The 17,893-nt window shown below is 57.2% G+C and carries 20 protein-coding genes; 11 read left to right on the forward strand and 9 right to left on the reverse strand.

The genetic code is table 11. The features are described from left to right. Positions 1–8: 8 nt before the first annotated feature. Complete coding sequence (mgtE, locus tag A6F69_RS06060) at positions 9–1,469, reverse strand: magnesium transporter (RefSeq protein ID WP_067598663.1); 1,461 nt, start codon at positions 1,467–1,469, stop codon at positions 9–11. Between the two features lie 98 nt (positions 1,470–1,567). Between mgtE and A6F69_RS06065 the strand changes: the two genes are divergently transcribed. The 5 genes from A6F69_RS06065 (at position 1,568) to miaB (ending at position 5,820) form a co-directional block, all read left to right on the forward strand. Then, positions 1,568–2,014, forward strand: a complete 447-nt coding sequence (locus tag A6F69_RS06065; protein ID WP_067598666.1) for a peptidylprolyl isomerase — start codon at positions 1,568–1,570, stop codon at positions 2,012–2,014. A gap of 10 nt (positions 2,015–2,024) precedes the next feature. Then, complete coding sequence (locus A6F69_RS06070) at positions 2,025–2,954, forward strand: Tle-like phospholipase domain-containing protein (RefSeq protein WP_067598669.1); 930 nt, start codon at positions 2,025–2,027, stop codon at positions 2,952–2,954. Next, a complete protein-coding gene (locus A6F69_RS06075; protein WP_144573758.1) occupies positions 2,923–3,405 on the forward strand; it encodes a hypothetical protein in 483 nt (160 codons plus the stop codon). The genes A6F69_RS06070 and A6F69_RS06075 overlap by 32 nt, the downstream gene beginning before the upstream one ends. A 188-nt stretch (positions 3,406–3,593) precedes the next feature. Next, positions 3,594–4,445, forward strand: coding sequence for a helix-turn-helix domain-containing protein (locus tag A6F69_RS06080; RefSeq protein ID WP_067598673.1), 852 nt, complete (start codon positions 3,594–3,596; stop codon positions 4,443–4,445). A 34-nt stretch (positions 4,446–4,479) separates the two neighbouring features. Then, entirely contained in the window at positions 4,480–5,820 is a 1,341-nt protein-coding gene (miaB, locus tag A6F69_RS06085) for a tRNA (N6-isopentenyl adenosine(37)-C2)-methylthiotransferase MiaB (protein ID WP_067598676.1), read from the forward strand. A gap of 4 nt (positions 5,821–5,824) precedes the next feature. Here the strand turns inward: miaB and A6F69_RS06090 are convergent, their stop codons facing one another. After that, positions 5,825–6,373: a hypothetical protein gene (locus tag A6F69_RS06090; RefSeq protein WP_067598678.1), complete on the reverse strand. Its 549-nt coding sequence runs from the start codon at positions 6,371–6,373 to the stop codon at positions 5,825–5,827. Between the two features lie 142 nt (positions 6,374–6,515). Here A6F69_RS06090 and A6F69_RS06095 point away from each other — a divergent pair, with 142 nt between their 5' ends. From A6F69_RS06095 to A6F69_RS06115, 5 genes are all read left to right on the forward strand, one after another. Beyond that, a complete protein-coding gene (locus tag A6F69_RS06095) occupies positions 6,516–7,559 on the forward strand; it encodes a PhoH family protein (protein WP_067598681.1) in 1,044 nt (347 codons plus the stop codon). Further along, on the forward strand, positions 7,556–8,044 hold the full coding sequence (locus A6F69_RS06100) for a hypothetical protein (protein WP_067598684.1): 489 nt from the start codon (positions 7,556–7,558) through the stop codon (positions 8,042–8,044). The genes A6F69_RS06095 and A6F69_RS06100 overlap by 4 nt, the downstream gene beginning before the upstream one ends. Beyond that, positions 8,029–8,520, forward strand: a complete 492-nt coding sequence (gene ybeY, locus A6F69_RS06105) for an rRNA maturation RNase YbeY (protein WP_245638307.1) — start codon at positions 8,029–8,031, stop codon at positions 8,518–8,520. Before A6F69_RS06100 ends, ybeY begins: the two co-directional genes overlap by 16 nt. 72 nt (positions 8,521–8,592) lie before the next feature. After that, positions 8,593–9,465: a hemolysin family protein gene (locus A6F69_RS06110; RefSeq protein WP_245638320.1), complete on the forward strand. Its 873-nt coding sequence runs from the start codon at positions 8,593–8,595 to the stop codon at positions 9,463–9,465. Positions 9,466–9,539: 74 nt separating this feature from the next. After that, positions 9,540–10,424: a LysR family transcriptional regulator gene (locus tag A6F69_RS06115; protein ID WP_083984713.1), complete on the forward strand. Its 885-nt coding sequence runs from the start codon at positions 9,540–9,542 to the stop codon at positions 10,422–10,424. Positions 10,425–10,433: 9 nt separating this feature from the next. Here A6F69_RS06115 and A6F69_RS06120 read toward each other — a convergent pair whose 3' ends face one another. The 7 genes from A6F69_RS06120 to A6F69_RS06150 form a co-directional block, all read right to left on the reverse strand. Beyond that, positions 10,434–11,321 carry a lysophospholipid acyltransferase family protein gene (locus A6F69_RS06120; protein WP_067598695.1) on the reverse strand — a complete coding sequence of 296 codons (888 nt, stop codon included), beginning with the start codon at positions 11,319–11,321 and terminating at the stop codon, positions 10,434–10,436. Then, positions 11,293–11,715 (reverse strand): Fur family transcriptional regulator, encoded by a 423-nt coding sequence (locus A6F69_RS06125; protein WP_067598698.1) that lies wholly within the window; start codon positions 11,713–11,715, stop codon positions 11,293–11,295. The genes A6F69_RS06120 and A6F69_RS06125 overlap by 29 nt, the downstream gene beginning before the upstream one ends. Before the next feature lie 101 nt (positions 11,716–11,816). Next, positions 11,817–12,257, reverse strand: a complete 441-nt coding sequence (locus tag A6F69_RS06130; RefSeq protein WP_067598701.1) for a Ros/MucR family transcriptional regulator — start codon at positions 12,255–12,257, stop codon at positions 11,817–11,819. 129 nt (positions 12,258–12,386) lie between these two features. Then, a complete protein-coding gene (rimI, locus tag A6F69_RS06135; RefSeq protein WP_067598704.1) occupies positions 12,387–12,836 on the reverse strand; it encodes a ribosomal protein S18-alanine N-acetyltransferase in 450 nt (149 codons plus the stop codon). Then, positions 12,833–13,450 (reverse strand): tRNA (adenosine(37)-N6)-threonylcarbamoyltransferase complex dimerization subunit type 1 TsaB, encoded by a 618-nt coding sequence (gene tsaB, locus A6F69_RS06140; protein ID WP_067598707.1) that lies wholly within the window; start codon positions 13,448–13,450, stop codon positions 12,833–12,835. Before tsaB ends, rimI begins: the two co-directional genes overlap by 4 nt. Positions 13,451–13,486: 36 nt before the next feature. Continuing rightward, a complete protein-coding gene (locus A6F69_RS06145; RefSeq protein ID WP_067598710.1) occupies positions 13,487–14,095 on the reverse strand; it encodes a malonic semialdehyde reductase in 609 nt (202 codons plus the stop codon). 16 nt (positions 14,096–14,111) lie between these two features. Further along, entirely contained in the window at positions 14,112–14,696 is a 585-nt protein-coding gene (locus tag A6F69_RS06150; RefSeq protein ID WP_067602635.1) for a NifU family protein, read from the reverse strand. 97 nt (positions 14,697–14,793) lie between these two features. On the opposite strand from A6F69_RS06150, the gene A6F69_RS06155 reads away from it, so the two are divergent. Further along, the gene (locus A6F69_RS06155) at positions 14,794–17,787 is read left to right on the forward strand and encodes a M16 family metallopeptidase (protein ID WP_067598713.1); all 2,994 of its coding nucleotides are present in this window, start codon (positions 14,794–14,796) and stop codon (positions 17,785–17,787) included. Positions 17,788–17,893 lie beyond the last annotated feature (106 nt).

Here is a 17,893-nt window from a genome sequence, read left to right on the forward strand (position 1 = left end):
ACCGCTTCTCAGGCCAGGCCCGCCAGTACGGCAAGGCCCAGGAATGCGAAGAAGCCCATGCTGTCGGTGATCATCGTCACAAAGACTGATGACGCCACAGCGGGGTCCTGATCCAGACGCTCAAACATAACGGGCACCAACACGCCTGCCATACCAGAGACGATAATGTTTATCACCATCGCGGCAGCGATCACTCCACCAAGCTGAGGCGTGAACAGGATTGCGGTTGCTATCCCGATCAGCACAGCAATCGTCACGCCATTAAGCAGCGCAACACGCAATTCGCGGCCTACGATCTTCCATGTGTTGGCGCGCGTCAGCTGATTGGTCGCGATTGCGCGCACTGCCACGGCCATGGTCTGCGTGCCTGCATTGCCGCCAATGCTTGCGACAATCGGCATCAGCACCGCCAGAGCGACGAGTTTCTCGATCGCCGCACCGAAGAAGGCGATGATCGCGCTGCCAACAACCGCTGTGCCTAGGTTGGCGACGAGCCAGCGCACGCGGCTACCGTAGGCTTCGCGGATGGGCTCGTTAATGTCGCCATCGCCTGCACCGGACAGCAGCAGGACGTCTTCGCCTGCCTCTTCGGAGATGATGTGGACGATATCGTCAACGGTCATCTGCCCAACAAGACGTCCGTTTTCATCCACTACCGCGGCAGAGATCAGATTGTATTTCTGGAACATCAGGCCGACTTCTTCCTGATCGGCGTCGACTGGGATCAGTGTCTGATCGCGTTTCATCACATCCGTCAGCTTGATGTGACGCGGCGTGGTAAGCACCCAGCTGAGCGCACAAGTGCCGACCGGGTGGTGCCGCTCATCAACAACGAAGACTTCGTAGAATTCCTGCGCCAGATCGCCTTCGCGGCGCATGTAGTCGATCAGATCGCCGACATTCATGTGCTCGGGCACCGCCACAAAGTGCCGGCTCATCAAGCGGCCAGCGGTTTCTTCCGGATATGCGAGCGCGCTTTCAATCGCCGCGCGGTCTTCGGCTTCGACTTCTGCAAGGATCGCTTGCTGATCGTCCTCGTCCAGATCTTCGATCAGCTGAACCGCATCGTCGGTTTCGAGCTGCTCGACAATGGTCGCAACCGCTTCAGGCGGCAACGCTTCCATCATGTCTTCACGGACGTGGTCGTTCAGTTCTGCGACCACGTCAGAGCTCATCAGGTCGGTTATCGCTGCAGCGAGCTGTCCGCGCTCATCCTTGTCAAAGAGTTCCAGCAAGTCGGCGACGTCCGCAGGGTGCAGCGGCTCGACCAGGTCATACACCGCATTATTATCACCCTCTTCGAAGGCTTCGCGGACACTGCGGATATATTCGGGCTTCAGCCGGTTTTCTTCATCGTGCCGTTCGTCATCGATGCGGTCGTCAGGATGCGGACCTTCTTCTTCGATCACTTCTGGCGGCGTTTCCACCGTCAGCAGGTCTTCCTCTTCAAGGCGCGCGTCGTCTGACATGGCGCTTGGTCTAGGCAGGCAGGGGGAAAAGGCAAGGTGCAGGGTGACTCGCGCTCACAACTCTTTATAGCGCTGATCAAACAAAGGAGATTTACCCCATGGCTGAGAAGCTGACTTTTACCCTCGAATCCGGCGACGTTGTGATCAAATTGCGCCCTGATCTGGCCCCGGGCCATGTTGAGCGCATTACAGAGCTGGCAAAGGAAGGTTTCTATGACGGCGTGGTATTCCACCGCGTGATCCCCGGCTTCATGGCGCAGGGCGGTGACCCGACGGGCACGGGCATGGGCGGCAGCGACAAGCCGGACCTGAAAGCCGAATTCAACGCAGAGCCACACGTGCGCGGCACATGCTCAATGGCGCGTACTCAGGTGCCTGACAGCGCGAACAGCCAGTTCTTCATCTGCTTTGACGATGCGCATTTCCTTGACGGTCAATACACCGTCTGGGGCCAGGTAGAGAGCGGCATGGAGCACATCGACGCGCTGCCAACCGGAGAGCCGCCCGCAAGTCCGGGCAAGATCGTGAAGGCCACGGTTTCCTGATCTAGCCATTATGGCGCACCGCGGAGCAGCACCTGTCCTGCTGGCACTGCTGCTCAGCGGCTGCGCAACCTATCCTGACATCACCCAGTCGCGCTCACCGTGCCGAATGGAGCCAGGCGGGTGGTGCAGCTTTATCCGAGAGGCCGCGGTCGAGAGTTATCCCTATGTCCTCGCGTCGACTGAAGCCTATCAAGGGGACGACGACACCTATGGTGATGTTTCACCGGTCTTGAGGCGTTTGGAACGGCTGCCGATTGACGAGGATGATGCGGACAAAGGCTTCGACTATCAGGTCTTCGATCAGTTTGCGGGATTGGGCCGGAACCGACGCGTTGTGGCCCGTGTCATCGCATTTCGCGGTACAGATTTCGATGGCGCGACCGACATCTGGTTCGGTACAGTCAAGGATGATCAAATCGACATCGCGCTGCGCTATTTCGCGGCAGAGAAAGCTCGCTGGGGCGATGATGTGCCTTGGATCGTGACCGGGCATTCGCTGGGCGGTGCGCTCGCGACTGAAGTTTCGATCCAGCATCCGGGCGTCAAAGCCTACATGTTCAACGTGTCACCATTCTATCGTGGCGACAGTATGGCGAACGACACCTATCGGACCGTCATCAATGAGCGAGGCGAGGCGCTGCGCCAGTTCCGCAAATTTTACGCTTCCCCCGCTGCGGACACTTTTGTCGTGAATTGCGATCCAGAGGCGAGCAGCCTGACCAAACACAAGATCCGCCGATTGTCAGACTGCATCACATGGATTGCAGCTTACGATGATCCGCGCGCGCATCAGATTGTTCAGCGATATAAGATCCGCAAACCACCGGTTGAATGCGGGCCGGATGATAAGCCACATCCCGGCGTTGGGGTGCCGGTGACCGAGCCGTGCGTGCATGTGGCGCGGCGCGATGACAATAAGAGCAATGACGCCACCCAATGATCCGTATCTCTTCGCCACGCTCAAAGCGCTGGCGACGGTGATGGAGAGGAACGCATGCGATAACTGGTGGGTTATCGGCAGCGCAGCCGTGGCTCTGCACGGTGGCGATCCGGGGCAGATGGGCGATGTGGACGTGATTGTCTCGCGTCAAGATTTTTCCGAGCTCGAAAGCCATATTCCGCTTGCCGATACGCGCAAAGGCGCGGGCGCGGCCTTCCGTTCGGAATGCTTTGGCTGCTGGAGCGAACCGTCAATCCGCGTGGAATTCATGGCCGGCTTCAAGCTGCGCGTAGGCGATGACTGGCAACCTGTTCAGCCGCGAACGCGCGAGGCTATCACGCTTGACGAGCACAAGATCTTTGTACCTGAGCGCGGCGAGCTGATCGCCATCCTGCACAGCTTCGGCCGCGCGAAGGATCTTCGCCGGGCAGCAACTTTGCTGGGTGTTTGAGGAGTCTGGCGCGCAAGTTTGAATTGAAACTACACAGCTGACGCACCACGCGTCCGAGGAACATTTTCAGGCCGGTACAGTTATGCGGTTCGAGGGCCACCGGTCGAGCCGGTGTCTCTGTCTCTCATACTCGTACCAACCCTCGGCGCAATTCTTCACCAGTGAAACTCAGCTTAGAACCCCGTCTCTTGTACTGGCAGCCAGCGCAGGACCTCCGCAAATATGTAAGCGGCTATCACCTCTTCTGCGTCAGGCCGGATGTGAACGCGTTTCACGAAGATACATTCTGGCCCGGCTGGATGCACTTGCGGCTTAAGCTATTGGAGACGCAGCGCTGGCAATTGAAGGCCACGGGTCGCGATTGGTTCGAGACAGGCAAAGCAACAGTGTTTGGACCCACGAGCGGGGCAGTCAAGACCAGAGCCGAAAGCGGAGTTGTGGTCGGTGCTGGCATCACTCCGGTAGGCTGGCTCGCGCTCAATTTGCAGTCGGCCCGGCATTGGGCTGACCGTGTAGGTCCGGCCGACCAGGCGGGATTTCGTGCGATTGATGCTCTTCATTCGCGTGCCATGGAATTGGACGATGACGAAGATGTAAAAGACCTGTTTGACGAATATTTTCGCGAACAGATAAATACTCAGCAACGCGGACTGGAGATGGTCGAGAAGATCATGCAGGCGCTGCTTGATGCTAACCGCACACGAATAGGTGATCTCGCGCAAGGCGTCGCAGTTAGCGAGCGCACGTTCCAGCGCCTTTGCGCTGAAGCTTTCGGCTTTGCGCCGCGATTGCTCTTGCGGCGCGCGCGTTTCTTGCGATCTCTTGCAGCCATCCGCGAGGTTGATCCAGCTGAGCGGTCTGCTGCAATTGATGAGAGCTATACCGATTATTCGCACTTCATTCGCGACTCACATAAGTTCCTCGGAAAATCGCCGCGCGCGTTTCTTGAGGGCCAGAGCCAGATGGCGGTCAAATCGCTCGAGTACCGCAGAAAGGTGCTTGGTCAGTCAACGCAGGCATTGACTTCCGCAGGTGATTGAACCCGCGTCTCCTTCCCGCTAAAGGCGCGCCATCATGAAACCGACTGAGACCCCAAAGACCTATCGCGTCAAAAGCTTCGGCTGCCAGATGAACGTCTATGACGGCGAACGCATGGCCGAACTGCTGGCAGAGAAAGGCATCTCTGAGGCACCCGAGGGCGAAGATGCCGATCTTGTGGTGCTCAACACCTGCCACATTCGCGAAAAGGCGGCGGAGAAGATCTATTCGGATATCGGCCGCCTGACGAAGGGCAAGACGCAGAAGAAAGCGCCGATGATTGCGGTCGCGGGCTGTGTTGCGCAGGCCGAAGGCGAAGAGATCATGAAACGCGCCCCGGCGGTTTCCATGGTGGTCGGCCCGCAAGCCTATCACCGCTTGCCTGACATGCTCGACAAAGCGGTTGCGGGTGAACGCGCGACCGACACGGACATGCCCGCGATTGCAAAGTTTGACAGCCTGCCACAGCGCAAGCGTCGCTCGCCCACGGCTTTCCTGACCGTGCAGGAAGGATGCGACAAGTTCTGCACCTACTGCGTTGTACCGTATACACGTGGTGCGGAAATCTCGCGCCCGTTCAAAGACCTGATCGCTGAAGCGCAGAAACTGGTTGAAGCTGGCGCGCGCGAGATCACGCTTCTGGGGCAGAACGTAAATGCATGGAGCGGCGAGGATGATGCGGGCAGGGCGGTTGGCTTGGCCGGATTGATCCATGCACTCGCCAAAGTCGATGGGCTTGAGCGTATTCGGTATACCACCAGCCACCCCAACGACATGGATGACGCGCTGATCGCGGCACATGGCGAAGTCGACAAGCTGATGCCGTATCTTCACTTGCCAGTGCAGTCGGGCAATGATCGCGTGCTGAAGGCAATGAACCGCTCGCACACAGCGGAAAGCTATCTGCGTCTGCTTGAGCGCTTCCGTGAAGTTCGCCCCGACATTGCTCTGTCAGGCGATTTCATCGTCGGTTTCCCGGGAGAGACAGAGGCAGAGTTCGAAGACACGCTGAAGATCGTGGACGAGGTCCGCTATTCTCAGGCGTTCAGCTTCAAATACTCACCGCGTCCCGGCACGCCCGCCGCGACGATGGAGAATCAGATCGCCAAGGACGTGATGGATGACCGGCTTCAACGGCTGCAGGAACGGCTCAACCGCGATCAGTACGCTTTTAACAAGGCGCTGGTGGGCAAGACCTGCGACGTCTTGATCGAGCGCAAGGGCAAGCATGACGGACAATGGCTCGGCAAGGCGCCGTGGCTAACGTCAGTGTGGTTCGAAGGCGATGCGGCAATTGGCGATCTTGTAACGGTTGACCTGGTCGAAGCCGGGCCGAATTCGCTGCGCGGTGATGTGCGCGAATTGATTTCAGCTTGAACCGCTACATTTCCGGGAATGCAATCACCGTTGTGAATTCATCGGTGCTTGGCTGAGCTGGTGAAACCGTCGGGTTCGAAGAATAGACCGGGTCGGTATAGGGCACCTTAACCACCGCATATTCTGCACCGCCACCGCCGATTGTGATCGCTAGATCGCGCCAACCGTCGGTCGAAGTTTCAAACACGCCGACCGGCAATTGCACGACAGATAGTTGGCCCTTGGTCTCGATCCCATCCGGCGTCTGCTGGAAGATTCTCATCGAGCAACCGCCCGTGCCGCACGCGCCGGGGCCTGCAACATAAGCCATCCATTCGTCAGTGCCGTCGCCGTTCAGATCAAACCGGCCGGAATAATAAGTCAGACCGTCAAAATCGGCGAATTCCGCATCCAGCAGCGCAGCCATCTCTGCAGGTAGTTCGGGCGATGCTTCTGCCACTTCTTCGGTCGCTTCAGTGCTGATATCAGCTACATCATCCGGAACGGCTTCAGGATTGCCGCAAGCGGAAAGGAAGGGAAGAATGGCGAGCGCGAGCAGCTGATTTTTGGTCATTTTCACATGCTATCCATTCAAAACGGCAATTACAATCATGTGACTTTCCACCGCTTCGTGAAGGGGCGCAGCTTGCCAGCGGCAAATTCGCGCTTACATTTTCGACTCAGGAACACAGCTGGCGTAATCGCCAAAGGAGCGCATGGCACGTAAACCCGCCAATCAATCGCCCCGCGAGACCGGATCGAAGGTTTCGCCTTTTCCAGCAGCAGCCAGACCGCGCCGCGCGCGGATAGAAATGAGCTTTGAGGATCAGTCATTGCTGGTCCCTCTGTTCGGCGAATTCGATGCCAATCTGGTGCAGGTCGAAAACCGGCTGGGTGTGTTTATTTCGGCTCGCGGAGATCAGCTGCAGATCGAAGGGCCGCAAGACAGCGTGGCCCGCGCCCGCGATACATTGCAGGCGATGTATGACCGGCTGGCGTTAGGTCAGGATTTGGACGCCGGGGCAATTGAGTCGCTGATCGCCATGTCGAACGAGCCGACTCTGGAAGGTATAATCTCTGGCGATAAGGATGATGGCCCGCCGGTCATGATCCGTACACGCCGCAAGACGATTGTGCCGCGCAGTGCGGGACAGATTCCTTACATGCGCCAGCTGGCGAAAGATGACATCATCTTCGCGCTTGGCCCTGCTGGCACGGGCAAAACCTATCTCGCGGTCGCACAGGCGGTCAGCCAGTTGATCAGCGGCAGCGTGCAGCGCCTGATCCTCTCGCGTCCCGCTGTGGAAGCTGGCGAGAAGCTCGGCTTCCTGCCCGGCGACATGAAGGACAAGGTCGATCCTTATCTGCGCCCGCTTTACGACGCGCTGTTCGATTGCATGCCGCCTGAGCAGGTTGAGCGGCGCATTGCGTCAGGCGAAATTGAAATTGCGCCAATCGCGTTTATGCGCGGGCGCACGCTCGCCGATGCCTTTGTGATCCTGGATGAAGCGCAAAACACCACGCGTGAGCAGATGAAGATGTTCCTGACCCGTTTTGGTCAGAACAGCCGCATGGTGATTTGCGGCGATCCCAAACAGGTCGATATCCCGGGCGGGGACCGGATGAGCGGGCTGGCCGATGCCGTGACCAAGCTGGAAAATGTCGAAGGGATCGCGGTCTCACGCTTTACCTCGGCAGACGTGGTGCGCCACCCGATCGTAGGCCGCATCGTCGAGGCCTATGAAGGGACGGGTGAGTGAAACCGCTTGTCGGTGCCTTTCTCATATTTACGATTGCATCTCCGGCTTATGCCGACTGGGAGGGCATTGATTGGGGTATGACCGATGCACAGGTCGAAGCGGCGGACACCGAAGTGCAAGTTTATCGGTTGGAAGAGGTGAAGCGAAAAAGGGTGCGCCCGGTGACATCTACGCTTGGCGGCAAATGGACCCGCGATGGTCAAGACTACCAATTATACTTTTACTTCGGCACCGAAGGAAAGTTGCAGTTTATTGATGTCGAGCCGGTTGGAGTCGATTGCGCGGGGATGAACGATCTTTTGGCAGACCAGTTTGGTGACTTCGAAGAAGAGATCGACAAACTCGGTCCAGCGACCAGAACTGTGCGCCACTGGAGCCTCAAGCGTACCGTCGAGCTGAATTCGTTGGTTCTTCATTTTCCGGGCGACAACTCATGGAGTTGCAACGCTGTGATCAGGAACCCAGCCCCTTGGCTCGCTCGCTAGACACAGACATCGAAGGTTGGCCTTTGGGCGATTGGGAAGCGCTCTCTGAGCGCGCGGCAGAGGCATGTGCAGAGGTTGCGCCAGAACTCGCCAACCCGCGCCTCAGCACCAGCCTGCTGTTCACCTCGGACCAGGAAGTGCACACACTCAACCGTGAGTGGCGCGAGAGGGACAAGCCCACCAATGTGCTGAGTTTTCCGATGCTTACCCGCGAAGAATTGCTCGATCTCGCGCCTGATGGTCCGCCGGTCATGCTCGGTGATCTGGCACTTGCGTATGAAACTTGCGCCCGTGAAGCCGAAGAAAAGTCAGTCCCTTTAGACCATCACGCGACGCATCTGATCGTGCACGGTTTGCTCCACCTTGCGGGCTATGATCATGAAACCGGCGAGGAAGATGCGGACAAGATGGAGGCTCTCGAGATCGAGATACTTGCAAAAATGGGTATCGCAGACCCATATATGGACCGTGACTGACAGGAGTATCCATTAAGGGCCATGCCCGATTCCCCATCTACCGCGGGAGACGCGGACAGTACCGACGGTCTGATGACCGCTCTCAAGAACATGCTCAGGATCGGCACTGGCGATCGCAGCCTGCGCGCGCAGCTGGAAGAAGCTATCGACGAGCACGAGGATGGCAATTGCGATGCTGCGCCCTCGGAAGAGGGTAATGGTGACCTGTCGCCGGTTGAGCGGCAGATGCTGCGCAACCTGCTGCATTTCAGCGAGCACGATGCGGACGATGTCGCGGTACCGCGCAGCGAGATCATAGCGGTCGATGCCACTATCAGCTGGGAAGAATTGGTCGCTGCGTTTAGCGAGCACGGCCACTCGCGCATGCCGGTCTATCGCGAAACGCTCGATAATGTGATCGGCATGATCCACATCAAGGATGTGTTCCCGTTCCTGGCAGAGAAGAAAGAACCGCCGAAGGACTGGACCACACTGATGCGTCAGCCGCTCTATGTACCGCAGGTCCGCGGCGCGCTTGATGTGCTGGCGGACATGCGTGCCCGGCGCGTCCATCTGGCGGTGGTGCTGGACGAATTTTCCGGAACCGATGGCCTCATTACAATTGAAGACTTGGTTGAAGAAATTGTTGGTGAGATCGAGGACGAGCACGACGAAGCACCTGAGGCGCTGATTGTGCCGATCGGGGATGGAATGTGGGATTGCGACGCCCGGGCGGAGCTTGATGACATTGCAGAGATCGTCGATCCAAGACTTGCTGAGGTGGAGGAATCGGTCGACACTCTGGGTGGGCTGGCATTCATTCTGGCTGAGCAAGTGCCATCTGTGGGCACCATCGTAGAGCATGATAGCGGCTGGCAGATAGAAGTAACCGCCGGTGATGAAACGCACGTAACACGCTTGCGGCTGCATGCACCCAATGATGAGGAAACAGCAACCGAAGAGTAGCTTTTCTGCGTTTTTCTTCGATTTTTTGCATCTTTTCTTTCTCTCATGCGTATCTCTGATAGGAGATTGAAACGATGCCTGCACGCCGCTTACCCCCGCTTCGCGCTCTTGAAGCCTTCATGCGCACTGTGCGCTTGGGATCCGCGCGTGCGGCCGCTGAAGAGATTGGTCTAAGCCCCTCAGCATTATCCCGCAGGATCACCAATCTCGAAGAGTTCGTCGGCAAAAAACTGTTTACGCGGGCGCGGCAATCGATGCAGCTGACCGATGAAGGGCAGGCATTCTACGAGGCGGTAAACCCGCATATGGAAGCGCTCGCGCGTGCGGTGGAAAGTCAATCGGACAACATTTCATTGTTGCGTTTGCGCCTTGGGGTACTGCCACTGTTTGGCAGCCAACGTTTGTTCCCGCACTTGGGCGAATTGCGCAAGCGGCATCCGTTGCTGCATATCGACATTGATACCGGGCCCCATTTGGAGGACCGCGTTGGCGATACACTCGACGCGGCGATTATCCTTTCGCAAGGGCCCGAGCAGGGCCTGCATGCAGTTCGGCTAGACCACAACATGGTCCACGCTATCTGCAGTAAAGAAATGGCCGGCATGCTGGGCGACGAAGTGGATGTCGATAAGCTCGCCAAGCAGACATTCTTGATTCACAACGAGCTACCCTTCAGCTTCGAAGCTTGGAAGCGTGCATTGAATCTGGATAGCCTGGAACCCGCAGCAATTGACCATTATGATTCTGGCCAACTGATGCTGGAAGCTGCCGCACAAGGGCTTGGCATTGCAATCATGCATGATGATCACTTGCGGCGTGCAGCCGACAACCGGTTGACCGACCTTTATGGCGTAGAAGTGGAAAGCCCTTACAGCTACTGGTTCGTGTGCAAGCCCAAGGCACTGGAAGAACGCCCGGTACGGTTGTTCCACGATTGGCTGGTTAGCGCGGGGCTATAGACTGACGGATCATTCGATCGGGAAGCTCTTTTCCGGTGCCTGATAGCGCACAGGATCAACCGAATATTCATAGTCACGCAGAGGCTTGCCCAACGCATTCACCAACGCGCTTTCGATCTCTTCGCGTGCCCTGGCCGCGATGGCCTTTCGCCCGTGATAGTCTTCAGGACTGAACGGTTCGAGAAAATGTATCTCCAGCGGGAAAGAGCCCTTTCTGGCGAGCACCCGCTTGGCACTATTCAGCCCGCTTTCATCGCCCACCCAGCCAATCCATTCAGCAATGTCGCCGTAAAAGATCATGACTGGCTGAACCAAAACTTCTGCCGGCGGAGGTTCCAGCACGCGCAGCATGCTGGTCTTGAAAGGCAGCAGTGATTGCCCATCCGTGACTGTGCCCTCGGGAAAAACAGTTACTGACCAGTTGTCTGACAAAGCTTCGCGCAGAGAGTTGATTTGCGCTGCAACCCCCATGCGGTTCTCCCGCTTGACGAATACAGTGCGGTTGAGGCTGGCAAGCCATCCGACGACCGGTACTTCAGCCAGTTCCGCCTTCGAGACAAATGCTGTGCCGCTTGCGCCAGCCAAGGCGAGAATATCGAGCCAGGAGATGTGGTTTGAGATGAAGAAGACATCTCGTCTTAGAGGTGTGCCAATGACCTTTACTCTGGCGCCTGAAACCCATGCGGCATAGCGCAAGAAATACATCGGGAAAGGGGAGCCGTAAGCCAAGGCCCGGTAGAGATAGTGCAATGGCAAAAGCACGATTAGCGAGAGCAGCATCAAAAAAACGCGCCAGCAAATGCGCACCCAACCCATCAACGGTATTGGAGTTGGCTCACCGCGGGCCGCGGCCGCCCGCAGTTCGGCCTCAATCTTCGCGCGAGATGCGGACGCCATACAATTCCATCCGGTGGTCAACCAACCGGTAGCCAAGCTTCTCCGCAATTACTTTCTGCAGCGCCTCAAGCTCAGGGTCGACAAACTCGACAACCTTGCCGGTCTCGACGTCTATCAAGTGGTCATGATGGGCCTCTGGAGCGGCTTCATATCGTGCGCGGCCATCGCCAAAATCGTGCCGGTCAAGAATACCCGCTTCTTCGAACAGACGAACAGTACGGTAAACGGTCGCAATCGAAATCTTCGGATCGATCGCCGAAGCGCGTTCGTGCAGCAATTCGACATCAGGATGATCATCGCTGTCAGACAGGACGCGCGCGATCACGCGGCGCTGTTCAGTGATGCGCAGCCCCTTGTCGGTGCAAAGTTGTTCGAGATCGATCTTTTGCGGCAATTCGGTCTTCGTTCCTGAGTTCGGATCATTGTGCGGACGCCCTGTATAACCGCAAGCCGCAGCTATACAAGGCGCACGTCAACAGTGATCAGCCCGCAATATCAGGCCGCTTTTTTCCGGCGTCCGCGCTTCTGCCCAGGCATGCGGCCAAGGCCGATTTCCTTTGCAAGCTTGCGACGTGTCTCAGCGTAATTTGGCGCTACAAGCGGATAGTCAGGCGCAAGATCCCATCGCGCGCGATATTCCTCTGGCGTCATATTGTGTTCAGTCGAAAGATGACGCTTCAGCATCTTCATGCGCTTGCCACAATCAAGGCAAACGATATGATCCTTCTTGATTGAAGCCCGTACTGTAACAGCCGGCTCAGGCCGCTCTTCTTGTACACCCGTCGTTCCCCCCAGTGATGAGAGGGCCGAATACACATTGCTAATAAGTGAAGGCACGCTTTCGACATCAACATCATTGTTGCTCACATGAGCTGCGACGATGTCAGAAGTTAACGTGATCAACGTTTCCTTCATGTCCACTTCGCTCGTATCCATTGAGTTCCTCGCATTTTTTAGTTTGTATGCTCGGAGTGTATCCCCCCGATCTATTCATCATGCACCTAATTCACGAGAAATACAAGGCAGAGTCATGTAAAATTCGAACAATAAAAGTAGAGTATATATCTAAATCGAGACACCGTAAGTAATGGCGTCCATTCTATTTCCATCGGAAAGCAAATAATAGGACTTTCGCCTGCCAATTGGTTCAAACCCGAACTTCACATATAATTCAGCGGCAGGATTGTTCTCCCGCATCTCAAGGAAAATGCGAGAAGCTCCTCGTTCGCGTGCATCCTTGGCAAGTTGAACGAGCATTTGGTGGGCTATACCTTGCCTGCGATACTTGGGGTGAACAGCGATGAGCAATAGCTCTTCTTCACCCGGAGCATGGCGAGTAACCAGGAATCCGGCTGTCTTTTGTTCGTCCTCCCCGGTGTAATTGACGATTGCAAATGTGTTGGGCAGGGCCAAAGCATCGGATACCTGACGCCTGTTCCAGGCTTCACCCCATTGCGGATCAAATGCAGCCTGCATGACCGCCATGATCGCATCGATTTGCGACGTATCGTTCATGAGCCGGGCAGCTTTGCGTCCGGCTCGCGGCCGTAGATGGGTGATAGATCTGCGACGAACAGATCCTGTGGGAGACTCAGCACTCCACCGGCATCAGGCAGGCGCTCTATGGCGGTCTTTGCTCCCGCCCCATACATTCCCGCAAGTTCATGCGCGCGATTGCCGACGATCACATTATGTCGGCACGCGTCCGCAGCATCCGCAGGCGCAAGCGAGCGGACCGGATCTTGAGGCAGCGCCTTGGCAAAGTTCTGCAGAAACCACTCGCCGTGACCGCCATTCATGCAAACAGTGAGCGGTTCGTTCTTGCGCTCTACCTGTTCAATCGCGGCGACCAATGCCAGCGTCGGGTACCCCAACACCTGAGCGCTCCATGCAAAACCCAGCGCGCGGGCAGTGGCAATACCAATCCGAACCCCTGTAAAACTGCCCGGTCCCACCGACACAAGGATACGCTCTGCCAGACCTTTGTCAGGCAGTGCTTCGATCATCGGCACGAGACGTTCGGCATGACCGCGGCCGAGAACCTTGTGATCTCTGGCAAGCAGCTTCCCGTCCTCGAAAAGGGCAACCGAGCAAGCTTCCGTGGCGGTTTCTATTGCGAGTATACGCATGGATATGCGTTGCCGCACAACCGAGCAGTCTTCAAGTCAGACAATACTATTGAATTTGCTGAATTCTGGTCGAGGGCTGCGCTCGAAAATGCTTTCCGGATCGCCATAGCCCACAGAGCAGATGAAATTGACCCAGTGGCGCGGCTCGTCGCCGAAGAACGCGGCATTGACCGCATCCGTGTCAAAGCCGGACATCGGACCGCAATCGAGGCCAACAGCGCGTGCTGCAAGCATCAGGTAGGCACCCTGCAGCGAGGAGTTGCGGAATGCACCTTCCTTGCGTCCTTCTTCGTCGCCTTCAAACCAGCTTTTTGCATCGGTGTGCGGAAACAGCCACGGCAATTCTTCGTGAAAGTCGATGTCATACCCGATCACCGCTGTCACAGGCGCGGCGAGGATCTTGGCCTTGTTTCCTTCCATCGCGCAGTCGGCGAGCGCTTGCTTCTGCGCGTCCGATTTGACCCAAACGATCCGCACCGGCTGCATATTGGCGGAGGTGGGCGCCATCTTCATCAGATCCCAGACCGCATGCAACTGTTCATCAGTAACCGGCTTGTCGAGCCAATCATTGTATGTCCGAGCTTCGTTGAATAACTGGTCGAGCGCGTCGGCGGACAATGTCTGCCCATGAAATTGCTTGGTCATGGAAATCCCTTGGTTCTTATGCGGCTCTGACTTCAACGACTTCAGGCACATAATGTTTCAGGAGGCCTTCGATGCCGTGCTTGAGCGTGGCCGTGCTGGAAGGGCAGCCGGAGCACGCACCTTGCAGTGTCAAATACACAATCCCGTCCTTGAAACCGCGATAGGCAATATCGCCGCCATCGCCAGCTACAGCCGGACGCACCCGCGTTTCGAGCAGTTCGTTGATCTGTGCCACGATCTCCTCATTGGCGGGATCTTCATCAACCAACAGTGTTTCACTGTCGTCCGCAGGAACGGAGAACCCCGACGCGTCACCGCCAGCAAATAGCGGCGCCTCAGAAACGAAATGATCGAGCAAGATCGCGACGACTTGCGGCTTCAGCTCGTTCCAGCTGACACCTGGTGCAGCGGTTACGCTGATGAAATCGCCGCCAAAGAACACGTTGGTAACTTCGCCTGTGTCAAAAATCGCTTGCGCCAGCGGGCTTGCTTCGGCGGCCTCGGGCGTTGCGAATTCTCGCGTTCCGGCGCTCATTACTTGCCGTCCAGGCAGGAATTTGAGGCTGGAGGGGTTAGGGGTGGTTTCGGTCTCGATGAACATGGGGGTCATGTAGGCGTCGTGCCGCTCGCCGACAAGGCAGCATTGCTTGTCGATCATTCACTATCCCTTCACTTGTTGCGCCCCTATAGTGGTTCCCATGAACTTTCTTGTCCGCGCATTCGGCGCGCTCGCCCTCCTTTCAAGTCCCGCTCTTGTCGCGACCGGCCTGTTCGCACAGGGTATCGAGCCGCTACCTCAAGCCAGCGAGCCGGCGCCGCTGCCGGATCCACAATTTCTTCAGTCGGATGACGAAACGCCGTGGCTTTATGAGGGCAGCAATGTCCCCGTCGATCGCGAATGGAAGTTCGGCAAGATCGATAACGGACTGCGGTATGCCGTGCGAAACAACGGTGTTCCGCCCGGGCAAGTTTCGCTGCGGGTGCGGATTGATGCCGGATCGCTGCACGAGGAAGATAGCGAACAAGGCTATGCGCACCTGTTGGAGCATTTGCTTTTCCGGGAAAGTAAATACCTGGATGTAGGCGAAGCGATCCCGCGCTGGCAGCGGCTGGGGGCGACTTTCGGCCACGATACGAATGCGACGACCAGCCCGACTGCTACGGTCTACAATATCGATCTGCCCGCGATCACACCGGAGTCTCTGGAAGAGAGCTTCAAGCTGCTTTCGGGGATGATCCAAGAACCCGTCTTAAGCGATACCAATGTTCAGGCGGAGGTGCCGATTGTTCTTGCCGAGATGCGCGAGCAGGGTGGGGCCAATCAACGCGTCAATGAAGCAACGCTGGAGACGCTCTTTGCGGGTCAGCGTCTCGCTAACCGCCGTCCAATCGGAACACCGGAAACATTAGGCGCTGCGACGGGAGCCACTGTCGAAGCCTTCTATTCGCGCTGGTACCGCCCAGAAAACACCGTGGTCGTTGCGGTGGGCGATGTTGATCCGCTGCGCCTGGCGGAGCTGGTCGAGAAGTACTTCGGCGATTGGCAGGGCGAGGGTGCCTTGGTGTCAGCGCCCGATTTTGGTGATCCGGTGCCACCTGCTGGCTCAGATGGCGGTACACCAGTGGGCGAACTCGCCGTACTTACCGAACCAGATATGCCGCGCAGTTTAAACTACGCATACATGCGTCCGTGGCGACCGGTGCAAGACACAGTGGTCTACAATGAAGGACTGATGATTAAAGCGATTGCACAATCGATCATCAATCGCCGTTTGGAGACCCGTGCGCGCAGCGGCGGCAGTTTCCTGTATGCGCAAGTGCAGCAAGATGACATTTCGCGCTCTGCCGACGCGACAATTGTAAGCTTTGCACCGCTAGGCGGCGACTGGGAAGCAGCTCTTGCCGACGTTCGCGGGGTGATCGCTGATGCTTTGGCTACTCCGCCCAGTCAGGAAGAAATCGACCGCGAAGTGGCTGAATTCGATACTGCGTTTGCCAGCGAAGTCGAACAGCGCAGCGTGATCGCCGGAGGACGGCTGGCGGACAATATCGTGCGAGCGATCGATATTCGCGAAACCGTTGCAGCACCAGAAGTGGCCCTTGATATATTCCGCGGTACCGGCCCGCGTTTCAATCCAGAGGAAGTTTTCGCCGCAACACGCAAGCTCTTCGAAGGCGATGTCATACGCGGGGTCTATGTCACTCCACAGGCTGGAGAAGCGCAAGAAGCAGCCTTGCGATTGGCGCTCGCGCGCGAGGTTTCCGCGGACCCCGACGCACGTCTTGCCAATCGTGCGGTTTCTTTTGATGAACTTCCCGCGATTGGCCCTGCTGGCACCATCGTAGAGCGCAAGAATATCGGCTTGCTGGATATCGAGCAGGTCGAGTTCGCGAATGGCGTGCGCGCAGTCTTGTGGTCAAACACTGATGAGCCGGGTCGGGTTTCAGCCAAAGTCCGCTTTGGCGCCGGCTATCGCGCCTTTGAGCCGGAGGACGCGCCCTATGTAACCGTGGGCGAGATTGCGCTTGTTGCATCGGGTCTCGGCGAAATCGACGAGAACGATCTCGACCGGTTGGCAACAGGTCGCAAGATGCAGTTTGACTTCGGAATCGATGAAGCGGTGTTTACCTTTACCGCGCAAACCCGGTCTGCGGATATTGAGGATCAGCTTTATCTGTTTGCTGCAAAGCTTGGCATGCCGCGCTGGGATCCAAACCCGGTCTTGCGCGCGAAGGCAGCGGCAGAGATCGGTTACGCGTCATACTCGTCCAGCCCCGCGGCGATGATCGCGCGCGATCTAGAATATTATCTGCGTAGCGCAGATCCGCGATGGGTCACCCCCACCCCTGAAATGATGGCTGACGTCACGCCGCAGGGTTTTCGCGAGGTGTGGGAGCCGCGTCTGAAGGAAGGTCCGGTTGAAGTGCTGGTGTTCGGCGAGTTCGACCGCGAGGCTGTGATTGAAACATTGCGCGAAACGTTCGGTGCGCTTCCTCCGCGTCAACCTTTGGTTCCGGAAATCGCCAATCGCTTGCCTCAGTTCCCTGCTTCTGATGCACCGACCAGGGTACTGACGCATCGCGGCGATGCCAATCAGGCCGCCGCGGTGATCGCATGGCCAACAGCGGGCGGGACAGTGCGACTGCGCGAATCTCGTCAGCTGGAAATCCTCACCGAACTATTCAGCAATCGCTTGCTTGACGCACTGCGCGAACGGCTGGGCGCAAGCTATGCGCCTCAAGCCATTTCGCGGTGGCCGACCGATATTCCTCAAGGCGGTACGATTATGGCTTTGGCGCAGTTGGAACCGGAGAATGTACCCGTCTTCTTTGAAGAGGCCGAGCGCATTGCGAGCGATCTGGCAACCAAGCCGATCCCGCAAGACGAGATTGATCGGGCGGTGCAACCTTTGGCACAACGCTACAGTCGTGCAGCGACCAGCAATTTCTTCTGGTTGTTGCAACTGGAAGGCGTCAGCACTGATCCTACGCGTGCGCAATTGGTGCGTTCTCTGATCGGCGATTATTCGCAAACCCGCCCGGAAATCATGCAATTGCTCGCGCGGCGCTATCTCGCTGCGCGTCCGGGCTGGCAATTGGCAGTGATCCCTGAAGGACAGGAATTGGCACAAGGCCAGACGCACGAGCGGCCGAGTTTTGAGCCCACTGCGCCTGCGATGATGGGGCGCTGAACAAGCAAAACTTGGGCTAACCCGCGAAATTTTGTTATCTGTAACCTATATTCTGCTTTGTATTTCTTAGGCGGGGCGTGTTAACGGCACCGCTGTTTTGGATAGA

Origin of the sequence: Altererythrobacter ishigakiensis, from assembly GCF_001663155.1 — a bacterium.
GTDB lineage: Bacteria > Pseudomonadota > Alphaproteobacteria > Sphingomonadales > Sphingomonadaceae > Erythrobacter > Erythrobacter ishigakiensis.